Source organism: Solibaculum mannosilyticum, assembly GCF_015140235.1.
Taxonomy (GTDB): Bacteria; Bacillota; Clostridia; order Oscillospirales; family Acutalibacteraceae; genus Solibaculum; species Solibaculum mannosilyticum.
On record NZ_AP023321.1, the window covers coordinates 1932548 to 1948098 of the forward strand.

At 51.4% G+C, this 15551-nt stretch carries 10 protein-coding genes; 8 read left to right on the plus strand and 2 right to left on the minus strand.

What is annotated here, in order from left to right; all coding sequences use genetic code 11:
* Window positions 1-4: 4 nt before the first annotated feature.
* From C12CBH8_RS09055 to C12CBH8_RS09090, 8 genes are all read left to right on the plus strand, one after another.
* Entirely contained in the window at window positions 5-2710 is a 2706-nt protein-coding gene (locus C12CBH8_RS09055) for a glycoside hydrolase family 130 protein (protein ID WP_141682370.1), read from the plus strand.
* A 147-nt stretch (window positions 2711-2857) separates the two neighbouring features.
* Complete coding sequence (locus tag C12CBH8_RS09060) at window positions 2858-3613, plus strand: DeoR/GlpR family DNA-binding transcription regulator (protein WP_246441818.1); 756 nt, start codon at window positions 2858-2860, stop codon at window positions 3611-3613.
* Between the two features lie 202 nt (window positions 3614-3815).
* Window positions 3816-6167: a glycyl radical protein gene (locus C12CBH8_RS09065; protein ID WP_215533063.1), complete on the plus strand. Its 2352-nt coding sequence runs from the start codon at window positions 3816-3818 to the stop codon at window positions 6165-6167.
* 27 nt (window positions 6168-6194) lie between these two features.
* Window positions 6195-7115: a glycyl-radical enzyme activating protein gene (locus C12CBH8_RS09070; protein ID WP_246441459.1), complete on the plus strand. Its 921-nt coding sequence runs from the start codon at window positions 6195-6197 to the stop codon at window positions 7113-7115.
* Window positions 7116-7130: 15 nt separating this feature from the next.
* Window positions 7131-8018, plus strand: a complete 888-nt coding sequence (locus C12CBH8_RS09075) for an ROK family protein (RefSeq protein ID WP_090264609.1) — start codon at window positions 7131-7133, stop codon at window positions 8016-8018.
* Between the two features lie 28 nt (window positions 8019-8046).
* Window positions 8047-8730 (plus strand): fructose-6-phosphate aldolase, encoded by a 684-nt coding sequence (locus C12CBH8_RS09080; protein WP_099322608.1) that lies wholly within the window; start codon window positions 8047-8049, stop codon window positions 8728-8730.
* Between the two features lie 136 nt (window positions 8731-8866).
* The gene (locus C12CBH8_RS09085; protein ID WP_090264614.1) at window positions 8867-10855 is read left to right on the plus strand and encodes a fructose-1,6-bisphosphatase; all 1989 of its coding nucleotides are present in this window, start codon (window positions 8867-8869) and stop codon (window positions 10853-10855) included.
* A gap of 176 nt (window positions 10856-11031) precedes the next feature.
* Complete coding sequence (locus C12CBH8_RS09090; protein ID WP_246441462.1) at window positions 11032-12615, plus strand: catalase; 1584 nt, start codon at window positions 11032-11034, stop codon at window positions 12613-12615.
* A gap of 183 nt (window positions 12616-12798) precedes the next feature.
* Here the strand turns inward: C12CBH8_RS09090 and C12CBH8_RS09095 are convergent, their stop codons facing one another.
* Together C12CBH8_RS09095 and feoB are read right to left on the minus strand one after the other, a co-directional pair.
* A complete protein-coding gene (locus tag C12CBH8_RS09095) occupies window positions 12799-12975 on the minus strand; it encodes a FeoB-associated Cys-rich membrane protein (protein ID WP_090264616.1) in 177 nt (58 codons plus the stop codon).
* 46 nt (window positions 12976-13021) lie between these two features.
* Complete coding sequence (gene feoB / locus C12CBH8_RS09100) at window positions 13022-15490, minus strand: ferrous iron transport protein B (RefSeq protein ID WP_215533065.1); 2469 nt, start codon at window positions 15488-15490, stop codon at window positions 13022-13024.
* Window positions 15491-15551: the final 61 nt, after the last annotated feature.

Here is a 15551-nt window from a genome sequence, read left to right on the forward strand (position 1 = left end):
CCCTATGAAAAAAGCAAAACGGCCGCTTGCCTTGCTTCTTTCTGCGGCGATGCTGTTGAGCATTCCTATGTTCAGCACAAGTGCTGCTGATCTTTCTCAGGTAAATCCGGGTGCCGCTGCCACGGCCGAGGCCATTGCCTCCTCGATGGTACAGAGCGTCAATCTGGACAAAACTGAACTCACCCTTTATACCGAAAAAACCGCTACCATCTCGGCTACCGTTTCCCCGGACGATGTGGAAAACAAGCGGGTCCATTTTACTTCCACGACTCCAGCTGTCACGGTTGTATCGGAATCTTATGATGAAGAGACCGGCGTTTCTACCGCTACCCTTATGGGTACGGAAGCGGCCGAGGGCACTATCATCGCCATTTCAGAAAATGGATACAAGACCGCTACCTGTACCGTCAATGTCCAGAAATCGGTTGGGGAAAATGAATTTGTCATCCGCAGCTTAGAGGGCGGTATCATCACCTCCAACGCCGTCAATCCCCCTGCCAAAGAGCAACCGGAGATGGCCTTTGACAATAAGCGGGATACCAAATTCCTTTCCTTCTCCACCAGCGTGTGGCTGCAATTCCAATTCAAGGACGGCCACCGCTATCCCATCAACCAGTACGCCATTGTCAGCGCACAGAACGACCATGGCCGCGACCCCAAAGATTGGGACCTCCTGGCCTCCAACGACGGCGAACACTGGGTAACCCTGGATTCCCGCAGGGGCGAGACCTTTGAGGGCGATAAGCTCCGCCGTCTCTTCCAATTTGACAATACCGAGGCTTACGAGTATTATCGCCTGGACATCCTTTCCAACAACGGCGACGTTACTACCCAGCTGACTGAATTCCAGCTTTACGAGTGCGGCGCTTATCCCTCCTGGGCACTAGGACCCTTTGAGAAAGTGGATGAATACAACCCCATTTTGACTCCTTCGGACGAGCCGGTATTCCACGACCCGGTCACCGATTCTGAAGTCCATTGGCAGGAAGGGCATCTCTACAATCCCGGCGCTATTGTGAAGGACGGCGTTGTGAACGTCCTATTCCGCGCCCAAGATGATCCCCTGGTTTCCCGCGTCGGCCTAGCCACCTCCACCGACGGCCTCAACTTTGAGCGTTATGACAGCCCCATCCTGTACCCGGACAACGATTTTATGTATGACATCCCCGGCGGCGGCGAGGATGGCGGTTGTGAAGATCCCCGTGTGGTCAAACGCGAGGATGGCACTTATGTCATGACCTATACCTCTTATAGCCGTTCCAAAGGCAAAGCGACCCTGTCAGTGGCCACCTCCACCGACCTCATCAACTGGACCAAACACGGTCCCGCCCTGGTGGACTACGAGGAGAACTACCAGGATCTGTGGACAAAATCCGGTTCCATCGTCTGCGACCTGGTGGGCGAAGAGATGATCGCCCGCAAAATCGACGGCAAATACTGGATGTACTTTAACGAGCATCCTCTTTATGCCGCCACTTCCGACGATCTGATCCATTGGGAAGTCGTCGTAGACGGCAATGGCAATCCCCAGCCCATCATGACCAAGCGTGCCGGTATGTATGACAGCCGCATCGTAGAACCCGGCCCCCCCGCTATCTACACCGAGTATGGCATTCTCTTGATCTACAACGGCGCCAATGAAAACCCCAACGGCTCTGGTGATCCCATGGTGGTTCACAACGCCTATCTGCCCGGTATGGCTTTGTTTGACCCCGACGACCCCACCAAGCTCATTACCCGCATGGCTCAAGCCTTTATGTATCCGGAAAAAGATTATGAACTGGAAGGCCTTGTTAACAACGTCTGTTTCGTAGAAGGCCTGGTCTATTATCAGGGAACCTGGTATCTCTACTATGGTACGGCTGATTCCCGTCTGGCTGTTGCCACTTATACCCCCGATCCGGTGGATAAAACCGGTTTGGATGAAGCCATTCAGTCGGTTGATTCCCTCGATCTATCCGGGTTCACACAGGAGAGCGTGGATCTCCTCAATGAACAGCTTCAGACTTCCCGCGAAGTGTATGCCAGCGCCATGTACAATCAGGAGCAGGTGGATGAATTCACCGAAGCCCTGCAGCAGGCTGTGAGGGATCTGGAACCCAAGCCTGTGGAAGTGAAACCTGTCGTAGCTGACAAGGATCATTATGATGTCAACGAGACCATTACACTGACAGTTACCACCTCCTTAGACGTCCGTCAACTGGCCCTGAGCAACGAGAACGGCAAGGGTCTGGGAATGCAGATTCCCTCCAGCTCTATCGTGGGCGACAAAAAGGTTTGGACTGTTACCGCCTGTTTGGGCACTGCCGGTGCATCCCGCACCATTACTGTCAATGGCCGCGGCAGCGACGGCATCTTCTCCCCCATCGGTCAGGTGACCATCTCCATCGGCGATGTGGCGCCTCCGGCCAGCGGACCTGCTGAAGTTTATTCGGCCAAGATTCTCAGCGATACCGCCAAAGTTAATGAGGACTTTACCGTCGAAGTAAAGACCAATCTCAACACCACAAAATTGTCTGTCAGAAACGAAAGAGACCGCGCTATCAGTTTTACTGTGGATAATTGTGTGGACGAAGGCGATGTCAGAACCTACACCATCACCATGCAGGTCGGTTCTACTGGCTTCCGCCTCTTCTCCTTCCTGGGCGCCAACAGCGACAAGGAATGGTGTGACGTCAGCGTAGAAAGTTCTATTACCATCACCAAATAAATAAAACCCGTTTTTTGGGACGATCCTTTTAGGAGGGTCGTCCCTTTTCTTTCTCTGTTTTTTGAGATAACGTTGAAATTTCGAGGAGAAAACGGTATAATGAGGCTAAAATGATCTTAGGGGAAAGGCGGGATTTGTGCTGTGTTTATGGAAGAACGGCAGGAGCAGATTGTTGTCCTTCTGAACCGGCATGGAAAGGTTCTGGTTAAGGAACTAAGTGAACAATTCAATGTAACGGAGGACTGCATTCGTAAAGATCTAGCTGCTCTTGAGAAAAAAGGACTTCTGAAAAGGACCTATGGGGGTGCTGTATCCCCCCGTTCCAACACCCATATCTTTGAGGTCAAGGGACGCAAGTCGGAAAACGTGGCGGCCAAACGCGCCATTGCCGCTAAGGCGGTCCAGCTGATTCATGAAAATGATATGGTATTTTTGGATATCTCCACCACCAGTTTGGAGATCGCTAAACTCATCTTGGCGGAGAATAAAACTATAACGGTGGTTACCAACATGGCGGAGATCATCCACTTTTTTTCCCGCCGCTGTAATGTACAGCTGATCTCAGTGGGCGGTGTGTTGGACAACGGTAGGGATGGTTTTATCGGCAGTATGAGCATTGAGACCATCTCAAAGTTTAAATATGATCTCTGTTTTTTGGGCGTAGTGGGAGTCAATGTGTTTCACAATGAGGCCGCTACTTATGACGTCACCGACGGTATGACCAAAAGTGCAATCTTGCATGCCAGCCGTCGTTCTTATCTCCTGTGTGAAAACCGGAAATTCCAGATGGACGGCAATTACAATTACGCTACTTTAGACGCTTTTTCCGGCATTATTACAGAGTCCCCCCCCTCCCATGAGATTTCGGAGGCGCTTAAGGAATTGGATGTGGAAATTCTTTAAACAATCAGGTTCCCGGCCCTTTTGGGCTTGGGAACCTTTTCTTTTTTTATAGCTGTTTTAACTGCAAAAAATATTTTGAAAAGATGCTTTTCCCTGTTGACTTATGAGATGAATAACATTATAATAATCTCAAACAATATTAATTGATACAAAACAATCCATGAATCAATTTACCAAACGTCCATGAGAAAGGGTGTTTTTTATGCGCAACCTGACCATGATGCCCAGAATTTCCGTCTTGAAAGATAAAATGTTGTCCCAGCCCCGGTATGCCTCCATTGAACAGGCCCTATTAATCACAGAAACCTATAAACAAAATGAGGAGAAACCAGCCATTCTAAAGCGGGCTTTGGCCCTCAAAAATGCGCTTCTGCATCTTGAAATCGGCGCAGAGGAAGAGGAGTTAATCGTCGGCAACCGCACCAAGGGCGTACGGTACGGTGTTGTGTTCCCGGAAAGCGGCAGCTCCTGGGTGGACCGTGAGTTTGAAACGTTGCCTACCCGTCCTCAGGATAAGTTCCAGGTTCGTGAAGAGGATATCCTCCGTTTCCGTGAGGACATCAAACCTTATTGGCAAGGACGTTCTTTGGAAGACGTCATCCGCAAACGCTACGGCAAAGAAATCGATGAGATCAGCAGCGTGGTCAAAATCAATCAGAAGGACCATGCCCAAGGTCATATTTGTCCCGACTGCGCCAAATGGCTCCAACTGGGTCCTGCCGGACTGCGCCAGGATGCGCTGGATCGTATGAAAGACGCCAGCGGTGAAAAACGGGACTTCTATGAAAGCGTCGCTATCGTGATGGAAGGCGTTCAAGGGTTTCTGATGCGCTATCACGATCTAATCCTCTCCATGATCCCAAACGCCAAAGAGGAAAACCGCGCCAGTATGCAGGTGGTGGCCCATAACTGTGCCTTCTTAGCAAGCAATCCTCCTAAAACATTCCATCAGGCGGTGCAGTCGCTTTGGATCCTGTTTGTAGTGCTGCATATGGAATCCAACGCTTCCTCCTTCTCTCCCGGACGTCTGGATGAATTCCTCTACCCCTTCTACCGCAGGGACGTGGATGAAGGGTGTCTGGACGATCAGCAAGCTCTGGAGATCCTGGAATGTCTGTGGCTTAAATTCAACGAGATCGTGTATCTCCGCAACCGCAACAGCGCCAAGTTCTTTGCCGGATTCCCCATCGGCTTTAACATCGCCATCGGCGGCCAGGATGCCCACGGCAATGATTTTTCCAATGAGCTCTCCTTCCTGTGTCTCAAGGCCCAGGAGCATCTAGGGCTCCCCCAGCCCAATTTAAGCGTCCGGCTGCACAAGCACACTTCAGATGCACTCCTCAAACAAAGCATCCGGGTGGTGGCAAAGGGAAGCGGTATGCCCCAGTTCTTCAATGACGAGGCCGTTGTGCATGCTTTGGAAGACTTGGGGATCTCCCACAAGGACGCTCTGGATTACGCCATTGTCGGATGTGTAGAATTGACCACTCAGGGCAATAATCTGGGTTGGAGCGACGCGGCCATGTTTAATCTAAACAAGGCTTTGGAAGTGACGCTGACCGGCGGAAAATGCCTCTTGACCGGCAAGCAGATCGCTCCCGATTTCGGCAGCCTTACGCAATACGAAACCTTTGATCAGCTGGAAGCGGCCTTTGCCAAACAGATCGACTATTTTATGGAGCGCATGATTCTGGCATGTGAGCAGGTGGAACAAGCCCATATGGATATCCTGCCTTCGCCTTTCCTGTCATCGGTCATCGACGACTGCATGGAACGCGGCATGGACGTCACCCGCGGAGGCGCTGTGTATAACCTGTCCGGCATCCAGATGATCCAGGTGGCCAATCTGGCCGACAGCCTGGCCGCTTTAAAGCAGCTGGTATTTGACGAGAAAAAGGTATCCAAAGAACAGCTGCTCCACGCCCTCGAAACCAATTTCAAAGGCGATGAGGTATTGCGCAACCGTCTTCTTTACAAAGCTCCCAAATACGGCAACGACATCGCCTGGGTAGATGAGCTGGGTGCCAAATGGGCCCGGTATTTCAATCACAAGCTGAGCCTGCATCACAATTACCGGGGCGGCCCTTATCATACGGGAATGTACACTGTATCGGCCCACGTGCCCATGGGCGAAATGGTAGGTGCTTCCCCAGACGGCCGTTTTGCCGGCCAGCCCTTGGCCGACGGCGGCATGTCCCCTGTCTATGGCCGGGATATCAGCGGCCCCACTGCAGTGCTTCAGTCGGTGTCTTCCTTGGACAACGTTTTGACCACCAACGGCGGTCTGCTTAACATGAAGTTCCTGCCGGAATTTTTCTCCACGGAAACCGGTATCGATAAATTCGCCAAGTTCCTGCGCACCTTTGTGGATCTCAAGATCCCACACATTCAGTTTAACGTCGTGCGCCGTGAAGATCTCATCGCCGCCCAAAAGAATCCGGAACAATACCGGAGTCTTACCGTCCGAGTGGCGGGCTACACCGCCTACTTCACGGAATTGGCCGGTGAACTGCAAAATGAGATCATCGCCCGCACGAGCTACAGCGATATTTAAATGCTAAAACGGCCGGAGGGAATCGCTTTGAACCAACCGAAAGGAAACGTGTTTGATATTCGCCGCTTCTCTACCCATGACGGTGACGGCATCCGCACCACCATCTTTCTCAAGGGATGTCCCTTGCGGTGCGTCTGGTGCCAGAATCCCGAGGGCATCGACGTAAGGCGGCATGTGGTATATTTTGATACGCGCTGCATCGGCTGTCTCAGCTGTGTGCATCAGTGTCAAAATGGGGCGGTGTCCCTGGAGGACGGCAAAATCACTCTTCACAGGGATATTCCCAACGACTGGGATGCCACGATCGATACCTGTCCTACCGGCGCTTTGGCCTACGATTGCAGGCAGATGACGGTGGAACAGGCGGTAAACGAGCTCAAACGGGATCTTCCCTTTTTCCGTCACGGCGGCGGGGTGACCTTGTCGGGCGGAGAGCCCTTTTCCCAACAGGATTTCGCATTGGAGCTCCTCAAGGCCCTCGAGAAAGAAGGCATCCACACGGCTGTGGAATCCGCCCTCTGTATCCCCAGCTCAGTTTTGCTTCAGGCGTTACCCTTTATCGATACCCTGTTTGCCGACTGCAAAGTGTTGGATCCAGAGCTCCATCGTCGTTTTACCGGGGTGGACAATTCTCTTATCAGGCGCAATCTCTCCTTGGTACTCCAGTCGGCCTATCGGGACAGAGTGGTGGTACGTACCCCTCTCATCCCTGAATACACTGCCACAATTGAGAATGTAGAGGCCATCGGACGATTCCTCAGCGGCTTGTATCCAGACGTCACCTATGAGCTTCTCAACTACAACCCGCTGGCCGAAGCGAAATACAAGCATGTGGATTGGGATTATTGCTTCACTCAAAACCCTCGTAAATTTTCCCCACAGCAGATGCAGGACTTCGCCGCCGCAGCCCGGCGGGGAGGCGTTCAAAATGTACTCATCGAATCATAAGGAGGAAACACCAGCATGAAAAGAGTAGGCGTCGACATCGGCGGCACCCAGCTGCGGTGCGCCATCTTCGATCAGGACGGAAACATTCTGGAAAAATTCAAGATCCGAAATGACCGTTCCCTTTCGGCCAAAGAAAATCTGGATCGGCTGATCGCATTTATCAACCAGCGCAATGAGGAGTTTCAATTTCACACCATCGGCATCGGATGTCCCGGCCCTCTCAACCTCCGCTTAGGTAAAATTCTCAATCCCCCCAACCTCAACGAGGATTGGTGTAATCTTGAGATCGTCAAATACTTTGAGGAAAAAACCGGCATCAAAACCTTCCTCAACGGCGACGGCAAGCTAGCTGGACTGGCAGAAGCCACCTTAGGGGCGGGCAAAGGATACGAAAGCGTCTTTTACATCACCATTTCCACCGGCGTAGGCGGAGCCTATATCTACCGGGGCGAGATTATGACCGGCGCCAACGCCATGGCCGGCGAGGTATATAATCTGATGGTGTGCGACGATCCCTATCACCGCAAAAATGCCCTTCCCGGCTCCACCAATGAAAATTGCAGCGGTTCGGCCTTGGAACGCATGGCTTTGGAACGGTATGGCCATCCTGTCAGCTGCAAGGATTTGTTCCAGCTTTACTACCAAGGGGATCCCATCGCGGTAGAACTGGTGGAACAAAAATTCATCCTGGGAATGGCCCGAGCCATCGGCAATATCTCCTGTATCGTGGATCCCGATATCTTTGTCCTCGGCGGCTCCATCGCCAACAAGGAACCCATTGTGTTCGATAAACTGTGTGAGAAGGCAAAAGAATTCGTCCCCTTCCCCCAATTCCTGCGCATCCGTCACGCCCAGTTCGAGGACGACGCCGGCCTCATCGGCGCCGCTCTGCTTGAAAATTAAATCAGACCAAAGTTCAAGGAGGATCATTATGGAATTTCTTTTCGACAGCGCCAATCTAGAGGCCATCCGCACCTACAGCCAATGTTTTCCCATCACCGGCGTCACCAGCAATCCCAGCATTATCAAGGCCGAGGGGAAAATCGACTTCTACAAGCATTTCAAAGCCATCCGGGAGGTCATCGGCTTTGATAAGACCTTGCACATCCAGGTTCTGGCCGAGACTTGTGAGGAGATCCTGAAGGAAGCAGAGCTCATCCTCCAACACGTGGATGACAAGGTATTCATCAAGATCCCCACCACCGAAGAGGGGCTCAAGGCCATGCGGGCCCTGAAAGACAAAGGTGTTGGCGTCACCGCCACCGCCATTTATTCCAAGATCCAGGGTTTTATGGCCATTGCCGCCGGCGCCGACTACATTGCCCCCTATTTTAACCGCATGGAAAATCTGGACATTGATCCCCGTGACGTCATCGCCGCCTTTGCCGAGATGATCGCCCGCACTGGTTCCCACACCAAGATCTTAGCCGCCAGCTTCAAGAACGTCGCTCAAGTAAACGACGCTTTTCTGGCCGGCGCCCATACCGCTACCGTCCAGCCTTCTCTGCTCCACGACGCCTTCTCCATGGCCGCCATCAAAAAGGCGGTGGACGATTTCTCCCGCGACTGGAAAGATACCTTTGGCGGCATCTCATTTGCCGATCTCGTAAAATAAATCGATTCTCCTTTAAAGAAAGCCTCTGTCCTCATGGACGGAGGCTTTTCTCCTAGAAGGCTTTCTTCGTCTTGCCCCGGATGGGTAATGCTGGTATACTTGTCTATAGGATTTCCTTGAGAGGATGTGTCAATCTATGGGTTCTCCAAAGCATCAGTTCACCCGGGAGGAATTAAAATATTTAAGCCTCCTGGCCGAGAAATATCCAACCATCCAGGATGTATGTACTGAAATCATCAATCTGCAAGCCACCCTCAATCTTCCCAAAGGTACGGAACACTTTATGAGCGACCTTCACGGCGAGTATGAGGCGTTTTACCATATTCTCAACAACTGTTCCGGCGTCATCCGGGAAAAGGTGGATCTGCTGTTTGAAGGCAGCATGTCCATCAGCGAGCGGTCGGAATTCTGTACCCTGATTTATTACCCTGAACAAAAACTCAGTATGTTCCGCAAATCGGTGCGCGATCCTCGTGAACGGGACGAGTGGTACAAGTCCACCCTTTATCGCCTGATTGATCTGTGCAAGCTTTTGTCGTCCAAGTATCCGCGGGCCAAAGTACGGCGGGCCCTTCCCCCTGAATACAGCTATATCATCGACGAGCTGCTCCACGCCCAGCCCGATGAGGACAACAATCAGCTTGTGTATCACCAGAAGATTATCGATACCATCCTGAGCATCGACAACGCTGAAGCTTTTATTATCGCCCTCTCCACCCTCATTAAGCATCTGGCGGTGGACCGGCTCCACATTGTGGGGGATATTTTTGACCGCGGGCCCCGGGCCGACAGCATCATGGATATGCTGATGCAATGCCATTCGGTGGACATCGAATGGGGCAACCACGACATCCTGTGGATGGGCGCAGCGTCGGGCAGTGAAGCCTGCATTGCTACGGTGGTCAAAAACAGCCTCGCCTACCACAATTTTACCTCCTTGGAAAATGGATACGGCATCAGTTTGCGTCCCCTCACCCTATTCGCTACCGATACCTATCCGGAGGAGGAGGATCCTGCCAAGGCTGCACTCCTTGCCATCTCCATTATCCTCTTTAAGCTGGAGGGACAGATCATCAAACGCCATCCGGAGTACGACATGGACGATCGGCTCCTGTTGGATAAAATCGATTACTCATTGGGGCAGATCCAGTTGGACGGTCAACTTTATCTCTTAAAAAATCCCCATTTCCCCACCGTGGATCCCCGGGAGCCCTACGCCCTCAACGACGAGGAATTATCGGTTATCCGCGGCCTCAAACGCGCCTTTCAGGAAAGCGAACGTCTGCATCGTCACGTCCAGTTTCTGTATGCCAAGGGCAGTATGTACCGCCGTTTCAATCACAATCTCCTGTTCCACGGTTGTATTCCCCTCAACGAGGACGGTACCTTGGCCACCGTCACCTTCGACGGTAAAGAGATGAAGGGCCGCGCTTTTATGGATTACTCCGAACGTCTGGCCCGTCAAGCCTATTTTGACAACAAGGGTCTTCACAAACAAAAGTGCTGCGACTATATGTGGTATCTATGGTGCGGCAAGCTGTCTCCCCTCTTCGGCCGGGCCAAGATGACCACCTTTGAACGCCGGTATCTGACCGATCCCGCCACCTGGGAGGAAAAAAAGAATCCCTATTACAGTCATTATAATTCCGAAGAAACTTGTTCCATGATCCTGCGGGAATTTGATCTGGATACTCCTTTTTCCCATATTATCAACGGCCATGTCCCCGTCAAGGCGGTGGAAGGGGAAAGCCCCGTCAAGGCAAACGGGCGCCTTATCGTCATCGACGGCGGCTTCTGCAAGGCGTACCAGCCCACCACCGGCATCGCCGGATACACCCTCATCTACAACTCCCATGGAATGCGCATCATGTCCCATCAGTCCTTTGAATCGACCGAGAAGGCCATCGGGGAGAACATGGATATCCGCTCCCATTCCGACGTATTTGAAACAGAAATCGTCCGGGTCATGGTGATGGATACCGATCACGGCAATCGAGTCAGCAACAAGATCTACGATTTAACGCTGCTCTTATTGGCCTATCGTCAAGGCGTGTTGGTCCCGGAGCTCCCTGAAACGCAGGGGTACCGCATTCCTATTCCGTTGGACAGCGATTTGGTCGACTGATTCATTCCGGCTTTACAAGGACCGTCCCTGCACTGACATGCTTGGGACGGTCTTTTTTGTTTTGTCCGCAGATGGTTCATTTTATCTTCCGGGGCGCATAAGCATAAAAAGAATGCTTTGTTAAAAGTTCTGTTTGAATTGTTTGATTTGATCTTATGCCGAGGGGAGAATGATCCATGATAGACCGCCAAGAGCCCAGTTCATTTCATGAAATGATTGAACGATATAACCGCCAGATTCAAGAAGCCAAACGCAGGCCACCTATTTCAGAGTCTCCACCTTGTCCTAACCCCGAGCCCCAGGGATCATCATGTCCTCCACCGCCTTGTCCTCCACAAAAGCCGCAGCCGCTCCCAGATCGGGAATCTGTTGCTTCTCCATCCCGACGTCCCGCTCATCACTCTGCCCCATCTCTGCCGGAGAAGCCCTGCGATAAGGTCTCCTGTGACGACAAGACAGATTTCTCTCAGACAGCCGGCATACGTGGCCCAGTGCTTCTCCAGGACTCCATTTTACATGAGACTCTGGCGACCTTCGTCAACCACAAGCCTTTGGAACGAGTCCTGCACGTCAAGGGGTACGGCGCTTTTGGATATTTTCAGCCCTATCAGTCCATGAGCAAGTATACCAAAGCCTGTTTTCTCCAGGATCCCGCTCAACGCACCCCCACTTTCACCCGTTTTTCCCTTATGATAGGATCCCAAGACACTCCAGATAGTTGCCGTAATGTCCGGGGATTTTCCACCAAGTTTTATACCAAAGACGGTATTTTCGATCTCTTGTGCAACCAGATTCCCGTCTTTTTCCTGCGGGACGCCATGCGGTTCCCGGAAGCCATCGCCGCACTCTCCCCTTCGCCTGTCAACAATCTTCCAGATCCTTCTTTGTTCTGGGATTTTATCGCCCGCACACCCCAAGCCATGCACATGCTGACGTGGCTTTACTCCGATGTGGGAACTTCATGCAGCTTCCAGACAATGGGCGGTCACGGCGTTAATACCTTTGTCTGGTGTAACGCTGAGGGAAAACGATGGTATGTAAAATACCACTGGATCCCCCTCGCTGGCGAACGGTATATCGACCGCCATGAGGCACAGCAAACAGCGGGACAGAATCCCTATATTGCCGGCCAGAGCCTTTATCATTCCCTGGCGAGAGGCCAAGTCATCGAGTATGAATTACGTGTCCAGCTGATGGATCCCGCCGACGAAAACAATGTCCCGTTTGATCCTCTGGACGATACTAAAATCTGGAGTGAAACCCAATATCCCCTGCTGCCGGTGGGCCTTCTGACTTTGGAACACAATCCGGATGACTACCGTTCTCAAGTGGAACAGTCGGCCTTCTCCCCTGCCAATCTTATCGAAGGCATTGAACTGTCAAACGACGCCATGCTCCAGGGACGTTCCTTCATCTACTGGGATGCTCAGCGCCGCCGTCTAGGCCCCGGGTTCCGGGATCTCTCCATCAACTGTACACCCGGATGGTCGCCTGCACGGTCCTTCGTCACCAGCGGCGAAGGAATGCCGGTATCCGGTGTGGAAACCCGTGCGTGTCCCAGAGACAGCGATCCCTTTACCCAAGCCGGGGAACGTTATCGTTCCTTGGACGCCCTCAATCAGGAACACCTGGTGGATAATATTGCTTCTGAACTCTATGCAATGCCCAAACACATCCAAAAACCTGTGCTGGATTCCATCCAAAAATGCGATCAGGCTTTTGCTCAACATCTCGTCCGCCAGATGGAAATTTACTGCTGACCTTTCCTGAATTACACATATCAAAAAAGCCGTCGTACACTTTTATACGACGGCCTTTTTGATATGGTTTATGATTTGTTCCGTTCATACGGCAGACAAAAGGGATGCCTTCCGGAAGTTTCCGGAGACATCCCTTTTGCTGTCTTTTCTTTTGGCTCTATTTAAAAGAGGAGTATGTGTTTGTTAGGATTTTCCTTTGTGACACATCGACGAATTCGGACAGCCAGAACACCCACATCCACATGAGGAATTCCCTTTTTTCTTATCCCGCCTCAGTTTGATGACCACAAGAATTACAATGGCCAGCAGGATAAGCCCAATCACAATTGTAGAAAAGTTTTGTGTGAGGAACGCGAGCATTTCTTTGACCTCCCTTTACCACTGTTCACAAAGCGGAATTTTCTCCTTATTTCACACGGACTTTTGCTTTCAAAGTGTTGCTCTGATGATAGGGACGGAACAGCAGGTAGAGAATGGCCGCTACCAGCAGGAAGGCAACTACAGTGAATACATTGAATCCTCCACCGGTGAACAACGAGCCGATTTGAAAGATACACAGCGATACCGCATAAGCAAAGATACACTGGTAACCAATGGCAAACCAAGTCCATTTTGCACTGTTCATCTCGCGGCGGATGGCGCCGATTGCAGCAAAGCAGGGTGCGCACAAGAGGTTGAATACCAGGAAGGAATAAGCGGAAATTCCGGTAAAGACCTGTTGCATATTGTTCCAGATCTGCCAGCCGTTTTCAGCCACTTCATCCAATCCGCCATACAGGACGCCAAAGGTACCAACTACGTTTTCTTTTGCAATCAGGCCGGTGATCGCTGCCACAGCCGCTTTCCAGTCACCCCATCCCAGAGGTGCAAAGATCCAGGCGATGCCGCCGCCGATGACCGCCAAAATACTATCGCTCATCTCAACCTTGCCGAAGCCACCGTCGGTGAAGCCGTAGTTAGAGGCAAACCATACAAAGATCGTAGCGAGCAGGATGATGGTACCGGCCTTCTTGATGAAGGACCAGCCGCGTTCCCACATGCTGCGCAGGACATTGCCCACTGTGGGCAAGTGATAAGCCGGCAATTCCATGACGAAGGGAGCGGGATCCCCTGCAAACATCTTGGTTTTCTTCAAAATGATACCGGACACCACAATGGCTGCTACGCCCACAAAGTAAGCACTGGGAGCCACCCACCACGCGCCACCGAACAATGCGCCGGCGATCAAAGCAATAATGGGAAGCTTAGCGCCGCAGGGGATAAATGTGGTGGTCATAATGGTCATCTTACGGTCTCGATCGTTTTCAATGGTACGGGATGCCATAATACCAGGCACGCCGCAGCCTGTTCCGATCAGCATGGGGATAAAGGATTTACCCGACAGACCAAATTTACGGAAGATACGGTCCATAATGAAGGCGATACGCGCCATGTAACCGCAGGATTCCAAGAAGGCCAGGAACAAGAACAGTACCAGCATCTGCGGTACAAAGCCAAGTACAGCGCCTACACCGGCCACAATACCGTTGAGCAGCAGATCCTGCAGCCAATCGGCACAGTTCACAGCATTCAGTCCATCTTCAATCACTCCAGGAAGGCCTGGTACCCATACGCCATAATCGCTGGGGTCAGGTTCCGATGCTTCTAAAGCCGCCTGGAAATCACTGAGAGCCACTGGAAGTTCTTCTTCCACTTCCCCTTCGTCGCCTCGGATTTCAGCTGTGGCAGTCAAATTCTGAGCCTCAGCCTCGCTCTCAAAGGAATCGATGACCGACTGATCCGGCTCTTCGGATTCCAGGGTTTCCTGCAGGGCGCTGATGTCGATACCAACCGTCTCTGCAGCTTCCAGATAAGCTGTTATTTTTTCATTTTCAATGGCGTATTCGCTGGAAGCCTCGTCATACTCGGTACGTCCTACACTGCCGAGGAACCATCCGTCGCCAAATACACCGTCATTGACCCAGTCGGTGGCAAAAGTACCAACCGTAGTGACCGACACGAAGTACACAATAAACATAACCACCGCGAAAATCGGCAGTGCCAAAAAGCGGTTGGTAACCACACGGTCTATTTTATCAGAAGTACTCAGCTTTTCCTTGCTGTGTTTGCTAAAGCACTTTTTAATAATGGAAGAGATATAAGAGTAACGCTCGTTGGTGATGATGCTCTCGCTGTCGTCATCCATTTCATTTTCTATTTTTTGGACCAGAACTTCAACATTGGGCGGTGTTGTGAGATATTCGTTGATCTTATCGTCCCGCTCCATTAACTTGATGGCATAGAACCTCTTCTGTTCCTCTGGGACGCCTGTCAGCTGACCCTCAATTTCATCCAGGACAGCTTCCACTTTCTCAGCAAACTTATGGGTCGGCGCCACCTTTGCTTTGCGTTTGGCCAAAGATACTGCTTTCTCAGCCGCATCTTTAATACCAGTCCCTTTCAGAGCCGAGATCTCAACTACCTCACATCCCAACGCCTTCTGAAGCTGTGCAACATTGATGACATCCCCTCTTTTTTTCACGACGTCCATCATGTTGACTGCCATAACGACCGGGATCCCCAGTTCCATCAACTGAGTGGTTAAGTAAAGATTTCGCTCTAAGTTGGTGCCGTCTACAATATTTAAGATCGCATCGGGACGTTCTCTGATGAGGTAATTTCGAGCCACCACTTCTTCCAGTGTATAAGGCGACAATGAATAAATACCCGGAAGGTCTGTGATGATGACGTCCTTATGTCCTTTTAATTTTCCTTCTTTTTTCTCTACAGTAACCCCCGGCCAGTTTCCTACAAACTGGTTGGATCCGGTCAACGCATTAAATAATGTCGTTTTGCCGCTGTTTGGGTTACCTGCCAATGCAATTTTAATTGACATACGTTCTCCTCGCTTCCTATTACCATTTCTTGTGACACAAACTTGAGGCTTTTCGTTAGTT

Bases quoted from the DNA above. Each gene is read 5' to 3' on its own strand.
- C12CBH8_RS09055 (WP_141682370.1), top strand. From the start codon at position 5: ATGAAAAAAGCAAAACGGCCGCTTGCCTTGCTTCTTTCTGCGGCGATG.
- C12CBH8_RS09060 (WP_246441818.1), top strand. From the start codon at position 2,858: ATGGAAGAACGGCAGGAGCAGATTGTTGTCCTTCTGAACCGGCATGGA.
- C12CBH8_RS09065 (WP_215533063.1), top strand. From the start codon at position 3,816: ATGCGCAACCTGACCATGATGCCCAGAATTTCCGTCTTGAAAGATAAA.
- C12CBH8_RS09075 (WP_090264609.1), top strand. From the start codon at position 7,131: ATGAAAAGAGTAGGCGTCGACATCGGCGGCACCCAGCTGCGGTGCGCC.
- C12CBH8_RS09080 (WP_099322608.1), top strand. From the start codon at position 8,047: ATGGAATTTCTTTTCGACAGCGCCAATCTAGAGGCCATCCGCACCTAC.
- C12CBH8_RS09085 (WP_090264614.1), top strand. From the start codon at position 8,867: ATGGGTTCTCCAAAGCATCAGTTCACCCGGGAGGAATTAAAATATTTA.
- C12CBH8_RS09090 (WP_246441462.1), top strand. From the start codon at position 11,032: ATGATAGACCGCCAAGAGCCCAGTTCATTTCATGAAATGATTGAACGA.
- C12CBH8_RS09095 (WP_090264616.1), bottom strand. From the start codon at position 12,975: ATGCTCGCGTTCCTCACACAAAACTTTTCTACAATTGTGATTGGGCTT.
- feoB (WP_215533065.1), bottom strand. From the start codon at position 15,490: ATGTCAATTAAAATTGCATTGGCAGGTAACCCAAACAGCGGCAAAACG.